General features: G+C 66.2%; 19 protein-coding genes. 6 read left to right on the plus strand and 13 right to left on the minus strand.

Annotation, left to right across the window (positions count from 1 at the left end):
• The first annotated feature begins 113 nt into the window (after nucleotides 1–113).
• Both AC1RCO_RS06585 and AC1RCO_RS06590 read left to right on the plus strand, forming a co-directional pair.
• Nucleotides 114–1,751: a molecular chaperone DnaJ gene (locus AC1RCO_RS06585; RefSeq protein ID WP_492617543.1), complete on the plus strand. Its 1,638-nt coding sequence runs from the start codon at nucleotides 114–116 to the stop codon at nucleotides 1,749–1,751.
• Nucleotides 1,748–2,725 (plus strand): DUF3829 domain-containing protein, encoded by a 978-nt coding sequence (locus tag AC1RCO_RS06590; RefSeq protein ID WP_019095210.1) that lies wholly within the window; start codon nucleotides 1,748–1,750, stop codon nucleotides 2,723–2,725. The genes AC1RCO_RS06585 and AC1RCO_RS06590 overlap by 4 nt, the downstream gene beginning before the upstream one ends.
• Nucleotides 2,726–2,778: 53 nt before the next feature.
• Here AC1RCO_RS06590 and AC1RCO_RS06595 read toward each other — a convergent pair whose 3' ends face one another.
• A complete protein-coding gene (locus AC1RCO_RS06595; RefSeq protein WP_011061129.1) occupies nucleotides 2,779–3,450 on the minus strand; it encodes a DUF3313 domain-containing protein in 672 nt (223 codons plus the stop codon).
• A gap of 212 nt (nucleotides 3,451–3,662) precedes the next feature.
• On the opposite strand from AC1RCO_RS06595, the gene AC1RCO_RS06600 reads away from it, so the two are divergent.
• Complete coding sequence (locus AC1RCO_RS06600) at nucleotides 3,663–6,020, plus strand: tetratricopeptide repeat protein (protein WP_492617544.1); 2,358 nt, start codon at nucleotides 3,663–3,665, stop codon at nucleotides 6,018–6,020.
• 139 nt (nucleotides 6,021–6,159) lie between these two features.
• Here AC1RCO_RS06600 and AC1RCO_RS06605 read toward each other — a convergent pair whose 3' ends face one another.
• Both AC1RCO_RS06605 and AC1RCO_RS06610 read right to left on the minus strand, forming a co-directional pair.
• On the minus strand, nucleotides 6,160–6,654 hold the full coding sequence (locus tag AC1RCO_RS06605) for a DUF934 domain-containing protein (RefSeq protein ID WP_011061127.1): 495 nt from the start codon (nucleotides 6,652–6,654) through the stop codon (nucleotides 6,160–6,162).
• Complete coding sequence (locus tag AC1RCO_RS06610; protein ID WP_492617545.1) at nucleotides 6,651–8,324, minus strand: nitrite/sulfite reductase; 1,674 nt, start codon at nucleotides 8,322–8,324, stop codon at nucleotides 6,651–6,653. The genes AC1RCO_RS06605 and AC1RCO_RS06610 overlap by 4 nt, the downstream gene beginning before the upstream one ends.
• A 267-nt stretch (nucleotides 8,325–8,591) precedes the next feature.
• Between AC1RCO_RS06610 and ccoN the strand changes: the two genes are divergently transcribed.
• Both ccoN and AC1RCO_RS06620 read left to right on the plus strand, forming a co-directional pair.
• Entirely contained in the window at nucleotides 8,592–10,019 is a 1,428-nt protein-coding gene (gene ccoN, locus AC1RCO_RS06615; RefSeq protein WP_011061125.1) for a cytochrome-c oxidase, cbb3-type subunit I, read from the plus strand.
• 62 nt (nucleotides 10,020–10,081) lie between these two features.
• Complete coding sequence (locus AC1RCO_RS06620; protein WP_011061124.1) at nucleotides 10,082–10,300, plus strand: hypothetical protein; 219 nt, start codon at nucleotides 10,082–10,084, stop codon at nucleotides 10,298–10,300.
• Nucleotides 10,301–10,438: 138 nt separating this feature from the next.
• Here the strand turns inward: AC1RCO_RS06620 and AC1RCO_RS06625 are convergent, their stop codons facing one another.
• Together AC1RCO_RS06625 and AC1RCO_RS06630 are read right to left on the minus strand one after the other, a co-directional pair.
• Nucleotides 10,439–10,930: an SET domain-containing protein gene (locus AC1RCO_RS06625; protein WP_015635490.1), complete on the minus strand. Its 492-nt coding sequence runs from the start codon at nucleotides 10,928–10,930 to the stop codon at nucleotides 10,439–10,441.
• A gap of 183 nt (nucleotides 10,931–11,113) precedes the next feature.
• The gene (locus tag AC1RCO_RS06630; RefSeq protein WP_492617546.1) at nucleotides 11,114–11,902 is read right to left on the minus strand and encodes a helix-turn-helix domain-containing protein; all 789 of its coding nucleotides are present in this window, start codon (nucleotides 11,900–11,902) and stop codon (nucleotides 11,114–11,116) included.
• Between the two features lie 78 nt (nucleotides 11,903–11,980).
• Between AC1RCO_RS06630 and AC1RCO_RS06635 the strand changes: the two genes are divergently transcribed.
• A complete protein-coding gene (locus AC1RCO_RS06635; RefSeq protein WP_065363958.1) occupies nucleotides 11,981–12,673 on the plus strand; it encodes an aspartate/glutamate racemase family protein in 693 nt (230 codons plus the stop codon).
• Nucleotides 12,674–12,807: 134 nt separating this feature from the next.
• Here AC1RCO_RS06635 and AC1RCO_RS06640 read toward each other — a convergent pair whose 3' ends face one another.
• The 8 genes from AC1RCO_RS06640 to AC1RCO_RS06675 all read right to left on the minus strand — a co-directional run bounded on the left by AC1RCO_RS06640 (nucleotide 12,808) and on the right by AC1RCO_RS06675 (nucleotide 20,057).
• Nucleotides 12,808–13,320, minus strand: a complete 513-nt coding sequence (locus AC1RCO_RS06640) for a GNAT family N-acetyltransferase (protein WP_011061120.1) — start codon at nucleotides 13,318–13,320, stop codon at nucleotides 12,808–12,810.
• A 580-nt stretch (nucleotides 13,321–13,900) separates the two neighbouring features.
• On the minus strand, nucleotides 13,901–14,878 hold the full coding sequence (locus tag AC1RCO_RS06645; protein ID WP_011061119.1) for a LysR family transcriptional regulator: 978 nt from the start codon (nucleotides 14,876–14,878) through the stop codon (nucleotides 13,901–13,903).
• Nucleotides 14,879–15,052: 174 nt separating this feature from the next.
• The gene (locus AC1RCO_RS06650; RefSeq protein WP_123430849.1) at nucleotides 15,053–16,009 is read right to left on the minus strand and encodes a peptidylprolyl isomerase; all 957 of its coding nucleotides are present in this window, start codon (nucleotides 16,007–16,009) and stop codon (nucleotides 15,053–15,055) included.
• Complete coding sequence (locus AC1RCO_RS06655; protein ID WP_011061117.1) at nucleotides 16,006–16,491, minus strand: YbjN domain-containing protein; 486 nt, start codon at nucleotides 16,489–16,491, stop codon at nucleotides 16,006–16,008. Before AC1RCO_RS06655 ends, AC1RCO_RS06650 begins: the two co-directional genes overlap by 4 nt.
• Nucleotides 16,492–16,511: 20 nt before the next feature.
• A complete protein-coding gene (locus tag AC1RCO_RS06660) occupies nucleotides 16,512–17,159 on the minus strand; it encodes a DNA repair protein (protein WP_236203334.1) in 648 nt (215 codons plus the stop codon).
• A 17-nt stretch (nucleotides 17,160–17,176) separates the two neighbouring features.
• A complete protein-coding gene (locus AC1RCO_RS06665) occupies nucleotides 17,177–18,871 on the minus strand; it encodes a putative porin (RefSeq protein ID WP_492617547.1) in 1,695 nt (564 codons plus the stop codon).
• A 40-nt stretch (nucleotides 18,872–18,911) separates the two neighbouring features.
• Nucleotides 18,912–19,628 carry an energy transducer TonB family protein gene (locus tag AC1RCO_RS06670; RefSeq protein WP_011061114.1) on the minus strand — a complete coding sequence of 239 codons (717 nt, stop codon included), beginning with the start codon at nucleotides 19,626–19,628 and terminating at the stop codon, nucleotides 18,912–18,914.
• A 3-nt stretch (nucleotides 19,629–19,631) separates the two neighbouring features.
• A complete protein-coding gene (locus tag AC1RCO_RS06675) occupies nucleotides 19,632–20,057 on the minus strand; it encodes an ExbD/TolR family protein (RefSeq protein ID WP_011061113.1) in 426 nt (141 codons plus the stop codon).
• Between the last annotated feature and the right edge of the window lie 6 nt (nucleotides 20,058–20,063).

Genomic DNA, 20,063 nt, shown 5'->3' on the forward strand with positions numbered 1-20,063 from the left:
ATCCCGGGCCGTTGCATGCGGCCTGGGACTTTTTTTCAGGAAACCGGTAGGGTGCGCAGTTTCAGCGCGCCACTGCCCGGGCGCGGCGGTCTTTCATGGAGTCGTACCGCCCAATGAGTTGCTGGACCCTGCTCGGCCTGCCGGCCACCGCCGATACCCGCACCATCAAACGCCACTACGCCAGGCTGCTCAAGCAGACCCGCCCGGATGAAGACCCGGTGGCGTTCCAGCGCCTGCGCGAAGCCTATGAATCGGCGCTGGAGCAAGCCCGGTGGCTGGGCATGCAGGAGCAGGATCCACATTCGGACGAAGACCCGATGCCGCTGGCCGGGCAGGCGCCGCAGGGCCCAAAGCCGCTGTCGCCGGCGCAGCGAGTCGCCCCCTTGCTGGAGGGCATCCGCATCGAGCAACTGGACCTGCGCTATCAGCAGGCGATCCAGAGCGACTGCCTGCTGGAGTTCGAGCTGGGCCTGTTGCGCCACTGCGTGGAACGCCCGGACCAATCGCAACAGCTGCTGGCCTGGGCCTTTGCCACGTTCCACTGGCTCAGCGCCTGGCAGCGCCTGGAACTGCCGGAGTACCTGATCGATGCATTGCTGGAACAGTGCCAGGAAAAGCTCTTGCAGCCCCTGCAGGACGCCCTGGCCCAGCGCGACGACCAGGCTCTGCTCCAGGCCTACGCGCAACGCCAGCAGCAGCCCTGGCTGAACAGCCTGGACCAGGGCCAGTGGTTCAACCTGCAACTGGTGGAGCTGCTGCTCAACAGCCCCTACTGGTCCAGCCCGGGGTTCGCCGCGGTGTGTGCCGGCCAGGGCTGGCACAACGGTGCGGACAACGCCTGTCCGGCGCTGGAATGGGAGCGCCTCAAAGCCCGTGACGAAGCACCGGTATTCATTGCCCGCCAGCAGGCCCTGGCCACCCAGGCGCCGGCCAGCCCGCAACAGCGCGCCGCCTACCTGCTGCTGGCGCCCATCAGTTTCACCCGCCGGCGCAACTTCGCCCGGCGCCTGCGCCCCGATGACTGGGCCTGCTGCCGCCAACTGAGCTCGCGGCTGCACGCCAATCACCCCGAGGTATCGGCCGGCATGCCCGGCGGCACGCCGTTCTTCTGGCGCGACTGGGAGTTCGCTTTCAACGCCTGGCCCATGTACCTGGGCATTGTCCTCGCCTGCCTGGCGGGGGCCGTGGCCCGCTATGCGCCGCAAGCCGGCAGCCTGGGGGAAATCATTGGCGTGACGCTGTTCTGGAGCACCTGTTTTGCCGGCGCCGGGGCCCTGCTGGGGTGGCTCTGGCAGCCTCTGGCTCACCGCCTCTGGGTACGCGACCAGGCACTCGGCGCACGCCTGCCGCACTGGCTCGACCCGGATCGTGAGGTGCTGGTCCTGCGCGACCTGCTGCCGGCCCTGCTGATCAGCAGTGCCCTGGGATATTTCTGCGGCCCGGTCAGCGCCGCCACTTACCTGGCCGTGCTGCTGGGGGTGGCGAGCCTGCGGCGCCGCGAACTCAAGGCCCAGGCTTCCTGGGAAAAACCCGCTCCCTGGCGCCGGCGGCTGTTGATCGGCCTGGGCTGCATGGTGCTGGTGGCAGGCCTGGGCAGCCTCCAGCTGTTCACCAGCCAGCGCACGCTCAACCCCAACCAAGGCCTGCAGCAATGGAGCGAACGCCTGTGCGCGCGCATGCCCGCCAATGCCGAGGGCTGCGCGGCCCCGGCCACCGCCCGCCAGTGGTACGGCCAGGAGAGGCAGCCATGAACCCCAATTGGTTGCTGCCCATCGGCCTGGTTCTGGGGTTGACGCTGGTCGGCCTGGCCGGGGCCAGCAAGCCCCTGGGGCGCCTCGACCTGTGGCTGGACCACCAGGACAGCCCGAGCACCGCCCAGGCCAATGCCCTGGCGCCGATCGTCAATTGCATGAACCAGGTGGATGTACCCTGGCGCCTGGCCCACCAGGCCTTCATGGCCGAGGGTGCGCCCCGGGCCAAGGCGCCCGAAGCCTACGACCTGTATGCCTACAGCCACCAGGACATCGACGCGCTGTACCGCCTCAACTGCCCCGGCAGGATCACCGACAAGTTGCAGGTCCTGGCCCCGGACAGCCCTTTGCTCCCCGCCACCGTGCGCTATCTGCAAGTGCTCGGGCCCTTCGCGGCCCTGACCAAGGATTCCTTCATGCGCAAAATGGGCATCGGGCGGCCCCTGACCGAGGCGCAACTGGATGAGTTTGCCCGCCAACTGGCGCAACAGAGCGAGGCTTACCTGGAAGCTTCCAACGCCGTGCGCCGGTTGCTCCCGGCCCTGGATATCGAACCGCGCAGCCAGCAACTGCTGCGCCTGGAGCAGCGCCTGGGGCGCAATGCCCACTGGGCATTGCTCGATTACATGATCCAGGCCCGCAGCACCGTGGAGTTTGTCGAGGCAGGCGTACGCCAGCAAAGCCTGACCCCGGACCAACTGGCGCAGGTCACCCGGCAGTTGCGCCAGACCTGGGACGCTCGGCAGCAGTACCTGAAAACAGGCCAGCCGGACAAGAACACCGAGCAGGTGCTGTACCTCTGGCAACTGATCGCCCAGCCCGGCGAACAGTACCTCAAGGCGCTGGACACCCTGCACCGCGACTGGCAGCAACATGCCGAGCCGCAACGCCTGAGCGACGACTACCACGCAGTGACCCAGGGTTACGACCAGATGCTCTACCACTACAACAAACTGGCGCGCAGCCAGTACTGAAACCGAACGATGGCCGCGGCACCTTTCAAGATGCCGCGGCCATCAACGGTCGGTCACTTTTTCTTCAGTTGCAGGTAGGACTGGTGCATGTCATAGGCCCAGCCGTCGATGACGTTCTTCACGTCGCTGGCCTGCATCACCTGGGTGTCGTTTTCCAGGGGCTTGCCGGTGCCTTTGCGGACCACTTCGGCAATCACCGCGTGGGTGCTGCCATCCAGGAACGCCGCCTCGGTGGCCAGGGTGGTTTCCTGGTCGCGGATGCCACTGGCGGTGCTCACCGCCGCCGCCACCAGGGCCACGGGAATGATTTCATAGGGCTTCAGGCCCTCGGTCTTGCTGGTGACTGCGGTAATCGCCGCGCGCACCACGATCACCCCCGGGCCCGGGCCGGTGGCCAGTGGCAGGGATTTGCTCACCTCGCGCTGCAGTGCCTGGTCGTAGTAACGGGTGATGGCGGTCAGGGTGCTCTGGGGGATCTTCGCCGTCGGCTGCGGCTGCGGGTAGAACTGGGTCGGTTCGATGTACACGCTGCTGTAGTTGCTCAGTTTGAGCTTGGGATCGATCCAGCGCATCACCTCCACGCCGGAGGGCGACTTGGCTTCCTTGAGCTGGCTGTAGTCGCTGAGAAACCCGGAGTACTCGTCAGGCTGGGGCACTTTGCTGGAACAGCCCACCATCCCGAGGGTGGCAAGGCACAGCGTGCTGAGGGTCAGAGCAAGCTTCATGTGTAACTCCTGTAGGTGCAGCAGCCAGGGACTGGCTAGGGGAAATTAAGGTATAGCCAAAAGCCGGCGCTTTGCCCCGCCGGCGCGGGTTGTTTGTCACGGCTTGCGGGCTGATTCACAGCCCGGATTTGACAGACCGGCAGCTGCCGTCAAAGCTCCATCGAGCCTGAGAGTGCCGATCAAGGCACCGCATTCTGGATACGGACGTCGCAATGCCCAAGCCGAAGAAGAATAACCCACGCTCGACACCCCCTGCTTCAACTGCACCTTCGCCCCACCGCTACCTGTTCCCCTTCGGCGCCCTGCTGTTGCTGCTGGTGCTCGGCGCTCTCGTCTGGTTCCTGCTGGCCGAACCGCCCCGGCTGGCGGCGCCGCAGGTGGCTGCGGCCCCGCCCCCCGCCCAGCCCAAGGCCGTGCCGGCGCTACCGGTCGCCCAGTACGTCGATGAACAGGCCTGCCAGGGCTGCCACCAGGCCCAGGCCAGGGACTGGCAAGGCTCGCACCATCAACTGGCGATGCAAGAGGCCAACCCGCAGACGGTGCTGGGCAATTTCAATGAACAGCGTTTCAAGGCCGAAGGCGAAAGCACCCGGTTGTTTCGCCGCGGGACCGAGTTCTGGGTCAACACCCCCGGCGCCGACGGCAGGCCCGCGGACTTCAAGGTGGCCTACACCTTCGGCATCGAGCCCTTGCAGCAATACCTGATCGAGGTCGGCCAGGGGCGCCTGCAAGCCCTGGGCGTGGCCTGGGATACCCGCAAGCAGCAGTGGTTCCACCTGTATCCGGGCCAGGGCGTTAACTTCAAGAACCCGCTGCACTGGAGCAAGCCCAGCCAGAACGCCAACTTCATGTGTGTGGAATGCCACACCACCGGCTACCAGCGCAATTTCAGCGCCAGCCAGGAACGTTTCGACAGCCACTGGAACAGCCTCGGCGTTGGCTGCCAGGCCTGTCACGGCCCGGCCTCCAACCACCTGCAGGCCACGGCCAGCAAGGCCACCCTGGCCAACGCCGGCTTCACCGTGGACCTCAAGGCCGCAAGCGCCACCCAGGAGATCGAGACCTGCGCCCGCTGCCACGCCCGACGCGCGCCCCTGGGCGACGGCTACCACGTCGGCCAGCGCCTGATGGATGACTACCTGCCCAGCGCCCTGACCCGGGAGCTGTACGCCCTGGACGGCAAGATCAAGGACGAGGTGTTCGAATACGGCTCCTTCGCCCAGAGCAAGATGTTCGACAAAGGGGTGCGCTGCAGCAACTGCCACAACCCCCACAGCACCCAGCTCAAGGCCCCGGGCAACGCCGTATGCCTGCAATGCCACAACCCCGCCGGCAAGAGCGCGGCAGCCGGCATCGACGGACGCGGGTTGCAGGCCAAGGATTACGATTCCCCCGAGCATCACCGGCACACCCCCGGCCAGCCCGGTGCGCAATGCGTGGACTGCCATATGCCGGGCAAGGTCTACATGGGCAATGACTATCGCCATGACCACAGCTTCAGCCTGCCCAACCCGCTGCGGGCGCAGAAGCTTGGCACGGCCGATGCCTGCCTGAGCTGCCACCAGGGGCAACAGGCCGGCGAACGCATCAGCCGGCAGTTCCGGTTATGGACCGCCAACAGCCCACCCCAGCCACCACGCTACGACGACAGCCTGTGGTTGATCCGCGGCGGCCACCCAGGAGCAGCCCAGGCGTTGCAGGAACAACTGCAGCGCAGCGATCTGCCACCGATCCGGCGTGCCACCCTGCTGGCCGAGCTGGCCAACTATCCCAGTGCCCAGGCACTGCAACTGGCTACCCAGGCCCTCGGGCATGCGGACCCCCAGGTGCGCGAAAGCGCGGTGCAAGCCACCAGCGCCCTGGTGCCGCCAGCCGAACGTGGCCCGCTGCTGGTGCCCCTGCTGCAAGACCCGGTCAAGGCCGTGCGGATCACCGCGGCTCGCGACCTGCTGGGCGCCGCGCGCAGTGGCCTGGGCCCGGCTCAAGGGGCCTGGGACAAAGCCCTTGGCGAATATGAAGCGGTGCAGTTGAGCCTCGTGGAGCGGGCCGAAGCCAACCTCAACCTGGCCATGCTCTACCAGGCCAGCGGGCGCGGTGCCGAGGTCGAACCCTACCTGCGCGCAGCCTTGCGCCGCGACAGCGACTTCTTCCCGGCCCTGGTGACCCTGGGGCAGTGGCTGGAAGCCAATGGCCGCAGCCAGGAGGCGCAGCAACTGCTGGCCCAGGCCCTGCAACAGCACCCGGAGTCGGCGCTGCTGCAGCACACCCGGGGCCTGAGCCTGATTCGTGGGGGCGACACTGCCCGGGCCATGGCCGCCTTGAAAAAGGCCGCCGAGCTGGAACCGCAGAATGCTCAGTACGCCTATGTGCTGGCAGTGGCCCTGCACGACAGTGGCCAGCAGGACGCTGCCAACCGTCAGTTGCAAGCCCTGCTGCAGCGCCAGCCGACCCAGCGCAATGCGCGCCTGAGCCTGATCCAGTACTACCTGGAGAGCGGCCAGGAACCCAAGGCCCTGGCACTGATGCAGCAATGGAAGCAGCTCAACCCCGGGGACCCGGCGTTGCAATAGGCAGGGTGGCAAGGAGGGCTCGGTTACCCGAGCCCCCCTAAAACCAATCAAACAGGATTAACTATAAATTTTAATCTATTGATTTTAAACGACTATTTATTCTAGAAATTGCATTAACCAGCGCAACCGCGCGCCACCTTCAGCGCCGACGGAACAGCGGCCGCGGCTCGATCACCGAGCGGCCATAGAGCACGCTCATCCCCGCCAACCCTTTGAGTGCGTCCAGCGCGCACTTGTCTTCACGCACGGCAAAGCTGTCAAAACCGCATTGGCGCATATGGCTCAACTGGTCGCGCAGCACATCGCCAATCGCTCGCAATTCGCCCATCCAGCCCAGGCGAGTGCGCAGCAGGTAGGCCTGGCTGTAACCCCGGCCATCACGAAAGCTGGGGAAGTCCACGGCGATCAGCGGGATCAGCTTGAGCCAGGGCTTGAGGCTTTCCACTTCGTCATCCGGGCCTATCCATACGCCGTCCCGGGCCGGGTGATGCTCGATGCGGCGCATCAGCCACAGGGCCAGGGGCAGAATCAGCGGCCCGTCCGGCAATGCGTCGTCGACCCCGCGCACCAGGCTCCAGGCATCGTCTTCCACCCGTTGGGCTTCGCCTTCGTGCAAACGCAGCAGGTTGTTCATGCCAGCGCCTCCACGGTCTTGGGATAGACCCGCTCCTTGAACGGCTCCAGGCCGATGCGCTGCAGGGTCTCGACGAAAGGTTCGTCGCTTTCCCGGTAGCGTACGAAGGTGGCGATGATGCGTTCGATCACTTCGGGGATTTCCTCGGCGCTGAAGGACGGGCCTATCACCTTGCCCAGGGCGCTGTCACGGCCCTTGGCCCCGCCCAGGGTGACCTGGAACCACTCGCTGCCGTTCTTGTCGACGCCGAGGATGCCGATATTGCCGATGTGGTGATGGCCGCAGGCGTTCATGCAGCCGGAAATGTTCAGGCTGATGTCCCCCAGGTCGTGGAGGTAGTCCAGGTCGTCGAAGCGCTGCTGGATGGCCAGGGTAATGGGGATCGAACGGGCGTTGGCCAAGGCGCAGAAGTCACCGCCCGGGCAGGCGATGATATCGGTCAGCAACCCGGCGTTGGCGGTCCCCAGGCCATGCTCGCAGGCCCGCTGCCAAAGCTCGAACAGGCGCGACTTGGGCACATCCGGCAGGACGATGTTCTGTTCGTGGGCAATGCGGATCTCGCCAAAGCCGTAGTCCTCGGACCAGTCGGCCACCGCTTCCATCTGCTGGCCGGTGACGTCACCGGGTGGCGAGGCCGGGCCCGGCTTGGTCGACAGCACCACGCAGGTGTAGCCCGGCACCTTGTGCGGGTGCACGTTGCGCGCCACCCAGCGAGCGAAGGCCGGGGACTCGGCCAGGTGGCTGCCGTACTCCAGGTCGGTGTCCGCCAGGCGCTCGTAGATCGGCGGCACAAAGGCGCTGGCCACCCGCTGGAATTCGTCCTCGGTGAGCTGCGCCGGGCCGTCCCTGAGGTGCTGCCACTCCTCCTCCACTTCCCTGGCGAAGGCCTCGATGCCCAGGGCCTTGACCAGGATCTTGATCCGCGCCTTGTACTTGTTGTCCCGCCGGCCGTAGCGGTTGTAGACCCGCAGCACCGCTTCGACATAGGACAGCAAGTGCTGCCAGGGCAGCCCGTCGCGGATCTGCAGGCCGAGGATCGGCGTGCGCCCCAGGCCGCCGCCGACTATCACCCGCAGGAGCATCTCGCCGTTGCGGGCACGGTAAAGATAGAGGCCGATGTCATGCATCATGATCGCCGCGCGGTCCTGCTTGGCCGAGCAGATGGCGATCTTGAACTTGCGCGGCAGGAACAGGAATTCCGGGTTGATGGTGGACCACTGGCGCAGGATCTCCGCCAGGGGGCGCGGGTCCAGGTATTCGTCGCCGGCCACCCCGGCAAAGGCTTCGGTGGTGATGTTGCGCACACAGTTGCCGGAAGTCTGGATGGCGTGCATCTCCACTTCGGCCAGGCGCTGCAGGATATCCGGCACCTGGGCCAGCTCGATCCAGTTGAACTGCAGGTTCTGCCGGGTGGTGAAGTGACCGTAGCCGCGGTCGAAGTCCCGGGCGATGCTGGCCAGGGTACGCATCTGCCGGGCGCTGAGGGTGCCGTAGGGAATCGCCACCCGCAGCATGTAGGCGTGCTTCTGCATATACAGGCCGTTCTGCAGGCGCAGGGGCAGGAACTCCTCCTCGCTCAGTTGGCCGCCCATGAAGCGCTCGACCTGGTCGCGAAACTGCGCCACCCGCTCAAGCACCAGGGCCCGGTCATAGTCGTCGTACTGATACATGTCCCTACCTCATCGAAGCTGATCGTGCTCTAAACGGCGCGTGTTGTGAGGGGGCGACTATGCGCGTACGGCGCAGAGCGTTACAGATTCAGGTAAAAACTAAAAAACCATATCAGCCAAGGCTGCACCACCGTAGGCATGAGGAAAATCTGATCCGTATTAATGTGGTTTTTCTGAGCCTGTTTTGTTTCCCCGCTGATTCCTACAGTGCACCCCGTGCCAGACCGGGTGGCCTGGCAAGACTTTGCAACCGTGGAAGCATTGACCATGAACTCAGCAACAATCGGACAGGCCTACAACTACAAGGTGGTTCGCCAATTCGTCGTCGCAACAGTGGTATGGGGCGTGATCGGCATGGCCATGGGGGTGTGGATTGCCTCGCAGCTGGTGTGGCCGGAGATGAACCTCGACCTGCCCTGGAGCACCTTCGGCCGGCTGCGGCCGCTGCACACCAGCCTGGTGATCTTCGGTTTCGCCGGCAGCGCGCAGTTCGCCGCCAGCTACTACGCGGTCCAGCGCACCTGCCAGGTGCGGCTGTACTCCGACACCCTGGCCGCCTTCACCTTCTGGGGCTGGCAGTCGGTGATCGTGATCATGCTGATCACCCTGCCCCTGGGCTACACCACCACCAAGGAATACGCCGAGATCGAATTCGCCGGCGCGGTGTGGATGGCGGTGGTCTGGGTCGCCTACGCGATTGTGTTCTTCACCACCGTGGTGCGGCGCAAGAGCCAGCACATCTACGTCGGCAACTGGTTCTTCGGCGCCTTCATCCTGGTGATCGCCATGCTCCACGTGGTCAACCACCTGTCGATCCCGGTGGACTGGTTCAAGTCCTACCCGGTGTATTCCGGGGCCACCGACGCCATGGTCCAGTGGTGGTACGGGCACAACGCCGTAGGCTTTTTCCTGACCACGGGCTTTCTCGGGATGATGTACTACTTCGTGCCCAAGCAAGTCGGGCGCCCGGTGTACTCCTATCGCCTGTCCATCGTGCACTTCTGGGCGCTGATCACCCTGTACATCTGGGCCGGCCCGCACCACCTGCACTACACCGCGCTGCCGGACTGGGCCCAGTCCCTGGGCATGGCCATGTCGCTGATCCTCCTGGCCCCGAGCTGGGGCGGCATGATCAACGGCATGATGACCCTCTCCGGGGCCTGGCATAAGCTGCGCACCGACCCGATCCTGCGCTTCCTGGTGCTGTCCCTGGCGTTCTACGGCATGTCCACCTTCGAGGGCCCGATGATGGCGATCAAGACCGTCAACGCCCTGTCCCACTACACCGACTGGACCATCGGCCACGTACACGCCGGTGCCCTGGGCTGGGTGGCGATGATCACCTTCGGGGCCATCTACCACATGGTGCCCAAAGTCTTCGGCCGCGAGCAGATGTACAGCGTGCCGCTGATCAACCTGCACTTCTGGCTCGCCACCATCGGCACCGTGCTGTACATCGCCTCGATGTGGGTCAATGGCATCACCCAGGGCCTGATGTGGCGCGCGGTGAACGAAGACGGCACCCTCACCTACTCCTTCGTCGAGGCCCTGGTGGCCAGCCATCCGGGGTTCGTGGTGCGTTTCGCCGGCGGCGTGTTCTTCCTCAGCGGCATGCTGCTGATGGCCTACAACACCTGGCGCACCGTGCGCGTTGCCGATGAGCGCCTGGCGCTGAGCGACGCCCGGATCGCCTGACCCACCTGCCCCACGCCGGCCCCCGTGGCCGGCGTGTTGCGTTTCAGGGAGCCTGAAAACCCATGGATATACTGCTCAACCTGCTGGGGGTGGCGTTTCTCTACCTCTGCATCGAGTACTGCCTGCGTCACCAGAGTGCCAAGAGCCTGGACGACGCCAGCCTGATCCCCTTCGCCGACGACCCCGACGTAGCCCGCCGGGTGGAGCTGGCCACGGGCAAGAAAATCAACGCCGTGGCGCCGGAGGAAGCCAAGCCGGGTTGGATAAACCTGGATATGTAGAGCGCTTTGGCTGGCAAGCCAGCGCCAGCAATCCCCTGTAGGAGCCGGCTTGCCGGCGAAGGGGCCAGCACGCCTCGCGCAATCCCGGGCATCGCTTTCGCTGGCAAGCCAGCTCCTACAGTGGGAGTATTGGCCGGGTCAGGCGCGCTCGCGGGGGATCAGGCTCTGCAACTGAGCGGCGAGGAAATTGCCGTCAAAGGCAAAGACGTCAGGGTCCTTCAAGCCGTTGGTCTTGCGCCATTGCCAGCCGCCCGAAGCCTCGCCGACCAGGGACACGCTGCCCAGCCGCGCCGCAGTCAGGCCGATCACCGCCAGGGAAATCTGCCCTTGGGGGCCCATCACATCCGGCACGAACTCCACCGGTTTGCCGGCGATATGGATGGTCAGCTTCTCGCTCTTGAAGGTCGAGACCTCCAGCGGCACCGCCGGGCTGAAGGCCACATAGGGCTCGCGCTGCAACGCCAGCAGGTCCGGCAGCAACACCGGCGCCAGCCAGTCTTCGATCTGCCCGAACAATTGATGAATGCGACGCGCCCAGACTACCGACTGGCTGTCGAACAACTGCTTCTTGTGGGCTTCACTGGCCGCGTAGTGGCGCAGCATCTCGCCCAGTTGCTGGATATCGTCCATTGTGCTGTGTCCCTGGCTTCGACCTTTGAGAACAGCAGGTCGCCGGCCCTGAGCATGGCAGATGCCGGTGTCGGGCGTTGAGTTGTTTGCCCGCCGGCTCGCCGAGCCCTGTAGCTGCGCCCACCGATGATGATCCTGCGGGCCGCTGGCGACGATCACTGGCAAGGCATTACCAGGCAAAATCTACAGCGCAGTATCCACCGCTCGGCACTGAAACTGCAGCCGGTACTGACGCGGCGTCAGGCCGGTGGCTTGGCGCAAGGCGCTGCCCAGGTGGGACTGATGGGCAAAACCACAGTCCTGGGCAACCGCCGCCAGGGGCAGATCCGTGTGCTCCAGCAGCCGCCGGGCCGCTTGCAGACGCACCTCGGTGATCCAGGCATGGGGCGTGATGCCTACAGCACGACGAAAGTCGCGCAGCAGGCGCAGTTCGTTGTGGCCGTAGGTCAGGGCCAGTTGCGCCAGTGACAGGGGCCGGGCGTATTCATCGGCCATCTGTTGCAGCACCTGCCCCAGCTCCGGGGCCGGGGCTGGCGCCGCCCGACCGGGCTGGGCCAGCCCCAGAAACGCCAGCGCGCATTGCTCCAGGGCCAGCTCATCGGCCTCGGGCGCCAGCAGCAGGCGCCTGGCTTCGCGCCCCAGGGCCAGGGCGCGGGCATGCCCCGGGCTCTGCATCCGGCGCTGGCCAGGAACCAGCGGAGTCGCGCCCTGCCAGCGCAGCAGCAGGTATTCGCCGCCCATGGCGGATTCGGAAAACACCTCAATGCCTGCGGGCGTCAGGGCCAGGGTGCCGGGCCAGGTATCGAAATCCTCGCGGCGGTCGGAGTCGATGGCATGCACCCCGCGCTGGCGTTCCAGGGTCACCCCCAAGGTCTGCCACTGGGCCGGATCGCGGGCGCTGTAGGCCGCGGCCGGCAGCAGTTGCAGCAGCAGGCGGCCGTCCAGCAGGCGATGTTCGAGCACCTGGGGCATGTGAAATTTCCTGATAGATCGCCACCCGTGGCGGCGTGAAACTGAGGCTTACCCAACCGCACCACAGAGGAGTTGCCCATGCGCACCATCGGCCTGATCGGCGGCATGAGCTGGGAGTCCAGCGCCGAATACTATCGCCTGATCAATCAGCAGGTTCGCGATCGACTGGGGCCGCTGCGTTCAGCGCGGCTGTTAATGTACAGCGTCGACTTCGGGCCTGTCGAACAGGCCCAGCATGCCGGGCGCTGGGACGACGCGGCGGCGATCCTGGTGGAGGCAGCCCGGCGCCTGGAAGCCGGCGGCGCCGAATGCGTGGTGCTTTGCACCAACACCATGCACAAGGTCGCCGGGCAGATAGAGGCCGCCATTGGAGTGCCCTTTGTGCATATTGCCGACCCCGTGGTGCAGGCCGCCCAGGCAGCCGGCACCCTGAGCGTGGGGCTGCTGGGCACAGCCTTCACCATGGAGCAGGCGTTCCTCAAAGGCCGCCTGGAAGACCAGGGCCTGAAGGTGCTGGTGCCCGATGTAGCGCAGCGCCAGGCGGTGCACCGCATCATCTATGAGGAGCTGTGCGTGGGCGTTGTCAGCGAGAGCTCGCGGCGGCTGTACCAACACGTGATCGACGGGCTCCAGGCCCGTGGTGCCGAGGCGATCATCCTCGGCTGCACGGAAATCGGCCTGCTGCTCAAGCCCGAGCACAGCGCCCTGCCCCTGTTGGACACCACCGAATTGCATGCCCGGGCGGCGGTGGATTTCGCTTTGCTGGAGTGAACGTCAGGGCCCGCAGGGCCTTGCATGGCGATCGCCTGCCGAACCTCGGGCGGCCACAGGATCCCTGCCTCTGCTGCGGAGCCGATCGTCCGAACGCGGCCCGAGCCTGCGGCAGCGGCTACACGAACCCGGTCTCAACGACGCAAGCGCGCCATGCTCAGCACATCGACATAACCGCCGTCGCGTACGGCGTAGTCGCGCAGCTGGCCTTCGGTTTCGAAGCCGAACTTGCGGTACAGGCCGATGGCGGCCTGGTTGTCGGCATACACCGTCAACTCCACCCGGCGCAGGTTCATCCAGTTGTCGGCCACCTCCAGCACGGCCGCCAGCAGGCGGCTGCCGATGCCCTGGCGTTGCCAGGCCGGGGATACGCCCATGCCGATATCGGCGCAATGGGCCCGGCGCACCCGCGCCACCTGCAGCAGGCTGCAACTGCCGATCACCGCACCCTGGTGCAGGGCAACCAGGGCCACCAGCCCCTCGTTTTCCTGCCCCAGCCCGACGCGCTTGCGCCACAACTCGCGGGACTGGTAAGGCAGTTGCAGGGTCTGGGCCGCCACACTGGGTTCGCTGTACAGCGCCGTCAGGCCGTCGATATGAGCTTCGTTGCACCGCTCGATGACGATGGTGGGATGGGCGTTGGGCATGGCGAGGTCATCCTTGAAGTCGAAGTGGCCATCGAGTGTACGGGCATGCGCCTCTGGATGACGAGGGCAATGGTGCTCGTTCGCCGGCAAGGAACCGCCTCGCAGGCCCCCCCGTAGGAGCTGGCTTGCCAGCGAAGGCGTTTCCGGAACCGGCGCAGGGTTTGCGGGCCCCTTCGCCGGCAAGCCGGCTCCTACATGGAATAGCGGTGGGTGCCCCTGGTAGGAGCTGGCTTGCCAGCGAAGACGTTTCCGGAACCGGCGCAGGGCTGGCGGGCCCTTTCGCCGGCAAGCCGGCTCCTGCATGGAATAGCGGTGGGTGCCCCTGGTAGGAACTGGCTTGCCAGCGAAGGCGTTTCCGGAACCGGCGCAGGGCTGGCGGGCCCCTTCGCCGGCAAGCCGGCTCCTGCATGGAATAGCGGTGGGTGCCCCTGGTAGGAGCTGGCTTGCCAGCGAAGGCGTTTCCGGAACCGGCGCAGGGCTGGCGGGCCCTTTCGCCGGCAAGCCGGCTCCTGCATGGAGTCGCGGTGGGTGCCCGCTCGTGGGCGTGGGAGTGAATCTCTGCAAGAGCGGGCGGGTCCGTTCAGACAAACCAGTCCTGGCGTTCGCTGAAGGTGTTGAGGATCAGTTCCACCAGTTGCTGTACCTGCTCTTCATGCTCCACCTGGGCATTGACCGCCAGCCAGGCGCGGCGCTGCATGCTTTCCTCGAACAGGCCCGGCAAGGCGGTGAGGCCGCGGTCGAAGCGGCTCATGTACTGCGGCAGCAGGCCAATGCAGGCGCTGCAGCGGATCATCTCCAGCATCAGTTCATAGGAATGCACCTGCACCACCCCGGCCAGGCGCTGTTCCACCAGGCTGTTCCAGGGCCGGAACGGCTCGATATGACGGTCGTGCTGCCACTGCACCAGCATGTAGTCCGCCAGGTCGTCCAGGCTGTCGGGGCGGGCCGCGACCCGGGAGTAGCGCTTGGCGATGTGCGGCAGGTAGTCGATGCGCGCCAGGGGCATGGGTTCGCGGGTGGCGAAGCTGGGGCCCGGCAGGGGTGAGTCCTCGGCCGCCAGCCACAGCACCAGGTCGGCGCTCAGGGCCTGCAGGGACAGGTCGCTGTCGATGGAGATGATTTCCAGCCGGGCGCTGGCGTTGCGCCGCAGCAAGGCGATCAGGTCACGGCCAAGGATGTCGTGGAGGATGGTTTCCGCCACGGCCACGCGGATCAGGGGTTGCTCGATCACCGGCAGCCGCCGCTGGTGGGCCAGGGCAATCAGCTGGGCCTGCAGTTGCAGGCCTTCGCGGCTCAGGCTCAAGGCATTGCCCTGGTAGCAGAACAGCGAACGACGCAGGTGCTCCTCCAACTGCGCCAGTTGCTTGCGCAGCAGCGTGGCCTTGATGTTCAGGCTGCGGGCCGCCTGCATGAAGCAGCCGCAACGGGCGCTGACCAGAAAATACTGGGCCACCGCAGGTTCGATGCCGGCGGCCAGGGCCAGCCAGGCTTCCCGGGGTTCCTGGGGCGCGGTGTATGGCGCAAAGCCCTGGAGTGGAGCGGGTTCGAGAAATGACATTGATGACTCCCTGTCTTGTTGAGTGTTGCTTCCTTGGCGGGCGGACGGCGGGGCCGTGGGATCGCCTTCGCGGGCAAGCCAGCTCCTACAGTTGCCGGTGCTGCGTATTGCCTCGTAGGAGCCGGCTTGCCGGCGAAGGGGCCTGTGAGATCGCCTTCGCTGGCAAGCCAGCTCCTACAGCTTGTCCTCCAGGACCTGGTTCAACACCGCGCCATCGATGCTCAGGGTCGCAGTGTTGAGCATGCCTTCCAGGTAGGCCTTGGCGATCTGCTCCTGGCGCTGGGCACGCAGGGCCTGGGTCAGGCGATCACGCAGTTCGTCCAGGCTGGCAGTCCGTGCCGGCTGCTGTTCGGTGAGCTTGAGCACGTGGAAACCCGCCGCGCTCTGCACCACCTCGGACACCCCGCCCACCTTGAGCCGGGCCACCGCGCTGCGCACCTCCGGCAGCAGTTGCTGCAAGGGCTGCAGGCCGGAGTCGCCACCGCGCTGGGCGCTGTCCCGGTCCTGGGAGTACTGCGCCGCCAAGGCGGCAAACTCCCCCGGCGCGGCCTGGGCCTTGCGGCTCAGCTCCTGCGCCTGGCGGCGTACCTGCTCGGCCGCCTGGGGCTCGGCGACCCCGAGGAAGATCTGGCTGACCCGGTACAACGGCGGTGTCATCCACGCCGACTTGCCGCTGTCATAGGCCTGCTGCAACTCCGCCGGGCTGGGATAGTCCGCCGGCACCTGGCTGACCGACTGCAGATAGTCGCGAAACACGATCTGTTCGGTGGCGGCGCGGGTCTGCTGCTCCACCTCCGGGCGCTGGCGCCAGCCCTGGGCATCGGCCTGCTCCAGCACGGCCTTTTCCGCCAGCCGTGAACGAATCCAGGCTTCCAGCGCCGGGCGATTGCCGCGCAATTGCCCCCGGGATTCCTCGGGCAGGCTGGCGAACAGGCTCTTGAGCTCCTCGGCCGCCACCTGCTGATTGCCCAGGCGCGCCACGGCGGGTGTAGACGCCACTTGTTGTTGCAGCAGGGTCGGGGCCGGCTGCTGCGCCGCCACCGGGTCGTTGCCCGGGCGCAGGGCCAGGCCCAGCGCCAGGCCGAGCAAGGTCAGTGCCCCGGCACCGACCACCAGGGTGGGCTTTTTCACAGGGTGGCCGCCTCTTCCCGGGGTTGGCTTTGCGCCGCCTGGGGCGCTTCGGCCTGGGCCTGCAACTGGGCCGCCTGCTGGCTGTATTCGCGCAGGTAGACGATGAACTCCTGCAGCAACCGATCCCACAGCTCCAGCTGGCTGCGCAGGTGGGTCTCGCCGACGCCGGCCACCACCACATCCATCTCCATCACCAGGAATTCGCCCTGCAGCGACAGCCGGGCAAAGCGCCGCGAGGCGTTCCACAGCTCCGCCAGCCCGGCCGGCAATTCGCCCTGCACCCGCAGCGCGCAGCTGTAGGTGAAGTCCACGTAGTGCCCGGCTTCGCTGCCCGGGTTACCGAAGCGCACGGCGTAGCCGATGCCCTGGCTGGCGCTGAGCAGTTGCACGATGCCGTTCTGTTCGGTCTGGTTGACCCGGTAGCCGGCGCCTTGCAGCAGGTCGGTGAGGCTTTCGGTGGTGACGCTGTTAATCAAGGTCATGGTCATCTCTTCCCTGGTGATCAGTGGGTGCTCGCCGCCCGCGGGGCGTCGAACTGGGTCTGGTAAAGCTCGTCGCCAAAGCCCTGGGCCAGTTCCTCGAACTTGACCCGGGCGCTGCCGGCGAAGGGCTGGCGGATTTTCACCACCTCGGCCACGTCGATGTTTTCGTAGGCCGCCAGGATCTGCTTGGCGATGCCGTACATCTGCTGATTCTTGACCGCACATTGCTGCACTTGTGTGTCACGTTCGCTCAATTGCGCCTGCAGTTTCGCCCGCTCCGCCTCCTTGCCCCGGGCCAGCACCAACAGGTCCTCGTAGGCTTTCTTGAACTTGCCCAACTGCTCGCTGCTGGCCGCCGCCTGGGCTTGGGCCTGGCTTTGCAGGTTCTGCTGCTGGCCGAGCAGTTGCTCGGCCACGCCGCGGGTCTTGGCCAGCTCGGCCGTCAGTTGCTTGACCTCGGCCTGGGCTTGCTTGGCCGCGTTCTCGGCGGCAATCCGCGCCGCCGCAGCCTGGGCCTGCTCGCTTTGCAGCGCCTGCAACTGCTGGGTGGTGCTGCGCAACTGGGTGCGCAGGCGTTCTTCCATGCCCTCGGCGCTAGCACTGGCGCTGGCCAGCACGCCCCAGGCCACTAACAGGCTGACCACCCCTGCCCTCGCTCGGCTGTTCATAACCTTCCTCCTGATGCTTAGAAGCGCGTGTTGAGTTCAAGCTGCATGACGTCCACCTCGTAGCGCGGCCCGTAGACTTCCGAGGCGCTCATGTAGCGGGCCGTGGCGTAGATGTTCTTGTCGATGCCGTAGTTGCCGCCGACGAAATAACCCTTGGCGTTGGTGCCCCCCAGGTGGAACGAGGAGTCGTTGAAGCCGTCGGGCAAGGCGTCGGGCTGGATGTACTTGTAGCCGGCCAGCAGGTTCCAGTCCCCGGCCCTCTTCATTTCCAGGGCGTTGCCCAGGGTGAACTGCACCATCAGCGCGTTGCCGCCGCTTTCGAACTGGCCCTGGCTGTTGATGTTGTTGACGATCTCGCCCTCGCTGCGCTTGAGCATCTCGCCCTTGTCGTAGGCCAGGTTACGAATGAAGTTGGTCTGGCTGCGCAGGCGCAGGTCGTCCGGCAATTCGGTGTCCCAGGCCAGGTTCAGGTCGAGCACGTCGAACTTCGAGGCCAGGCCCACGAACTGCGGCTGCGGGGTCAGGCCCGGCGTGGCCGGGTTGGGGGTGATGTCGCGCAGCAGGAACACGCTGTTGCCCTTCTGCATGAAGGCGACCCGCGAGCCATCGGTGTCGCAGCCCGGGGCCCCGGCCCAGGGCGCGCAAGGGCTGGAGCGCTGGCCTTCGATGTCGTCGAAACGGTAGTAGGCCAGGGCGCCCTTGAGGCTGTTGCTGCGGTTGATCTTCCAGTTGGCGCCGACCTGCCCGCCGAACAGCCACTTGGTGTCGCTCTCGTTCTTGTCGAAACCGTTGCTGGTGGCGGTGTCGTTGGTGTACTCCACCGGGAAGGCGCCGAGGGTGCCGAACAGGCCCCAGTCGCTGCTCAGCTTGTGGTTGAAGATCGCCGCCACGCCGTCGAAATTGAGGTCGTTGGAGTACAGCATGTCGGTTGCATAGAACGGGTTGGCGATCCGCCCGCCGGTCAGGGTCAGGTCCTGGGTGGCCTTCCAGGTCAGGTAGCCCTGGTCGAGCCAGATGTCCTTCTTGCCGAAGCCGCCGCCCAGGGTCTGGGTGGTGGACACCGGATTGTTGTCCGAGCCGGTGCCGATGCGGATGCCGGCGGTCCATTCCGGCGAGATCACCGCCTTCATCCCCAGGCGCGCGCGCAGGCGGAACAGGTTGTCGCGGTCCTCGCGGGTGTTGAGCAGCGGCGGCAGCTTGCTGTTGGTGTCCTTGTTGACGTCGTAGGGGCCACTGTCGTTGAGCTTGGCGTAGTCGACGATCTCGTTGCTGTTGTTGTCGGCGAAGAACCGCGACTCGTCGCGCAGGCGGATGTCGCCGTCGAAGCTGATGCGCGAGATCCAGTCCGGGAAGGTGTTGGGCTGGGCCCAGTTTTCCTGCTTGGCGGTGGCCATGACCTCGGCCTTGACCTGATCGCGGATCTGGTCGCGGACGATGGCCGGCACGTATTGCACCCGCACATCACCGGGCGCCGCAGCCGGGCCGGTTGCCGCCACGGCGGTGGCCGCGCGGGCCTGCTGGGCTTCTTTCTCGGCCTGGGCGATCAGCCCGTCGGCCTGCTCCTGCTTCAATACCCCCTGCTGCACCAACAGACGGATCAGGTTGATCGTGGCGTTCTCCGAGGGCGCGGCCGCGGCGGCCGTGGCCTGGCCGGCCAGGGTCAGGGCGACCATGCCGAGCGCCAGGGTCAATCGATTCACGGTGGAAATCATCTGCACACAACTCCTGTAGAAACTGCAAATAGGGGTTCGCTCATTCCGGTCGCCGGCCCTTGAGGGACAGGCGTACCGGCAAAGTCAGGGAGGCCGGCATGCGCTCTTTCAGGCGCGGCGTGGCCCGCAGCGCCGCCAGCACTTGCTGGTCGGTCTCGGGGTTGCCACTGGAGCCGGCCAGCTCGGCGCGGGTCACCTGCCCGTCGGCGCCCAGCCACAGGTCCACCTGCAAGGCATAGGCTTTCTTGCGCAACTCCGGGTCTTCGCGCAGCGCGCGCTGGAAGGTCGCCGCCAGGTACTGCTTGTAGGTCCCGGTGCCCAGCCCGCCGCCACCGGCGCCGGCCATGCCGCCGCCCTTGCCGGCACCGACGTTGAAGCCGTCGTTGCCGGACTGGGCGTCGCCATCGATCTGCATCGGGTTGGCCAGATCGTCCGCCGGCGATGGTGGTGCTTCCTCCTCCGGCTTGACCTCCTCGGGGGTGGGCGTGGGTTCGGGCTCCGGGATCTTTTCTTCCACCGGCTCCGGCTCCTTGGGTTTCTCCGGCGGCGGTGGGGGTGGAGGCGGCGGAGGCGGCAGCGGGATGATGGTCGGCACCTTCGGCGCTTCCCGGCGCACCCCGGCCATGTCATTGGCCCACTGCCACAGCAGCCAGGCCGCCACGGCACCCAGCAGCAGCCCCGCGCCCCACTTGAGCAGGCGCAGGGCGCGCGGCTTGTTCTGTACCGGCGGCAGCTCGAACGGTTGATGTGCGCTCATGGCTCAGCCCTGGCTCGGTTTGCCGGTGACCAGGCCGACCTGGGACAACTCCAGGCGGCGCAGCAGGTCGAGGACTTCGATGACCTTCTGGTACTGCACCGTGGCATCGCCACGGACGATGATCGGGAAGTCCGGGTTCTGCGCCTTCTCGATGCGCAGGCGCTCTTCCAGCTCGCCCAGGGTCACCGGGTAGGCGTCGAGGAACACCTGGCCGCCATCGTTCACCGAAATGGCCTTGGTCTTGGCCTCGGACAGCGACACCGAGGCGCTGGCCTTGGGCAAGTGGATCTGGATGCCCGAGACCTGGGCGGTGGCGGTGAGGATGAACATCACCAGCACCACCATCAGCACGTCCACCAGGGGCGTGATGTTGATGCTGTCGACGGCGGCATCGTCTTCGTCGTCATGGGAGGCATTCACGGAAGCCATGGCAGT

This window comes from Pseudomonas sp. GW823-FHT03E05, assembly GCF_058796855.1.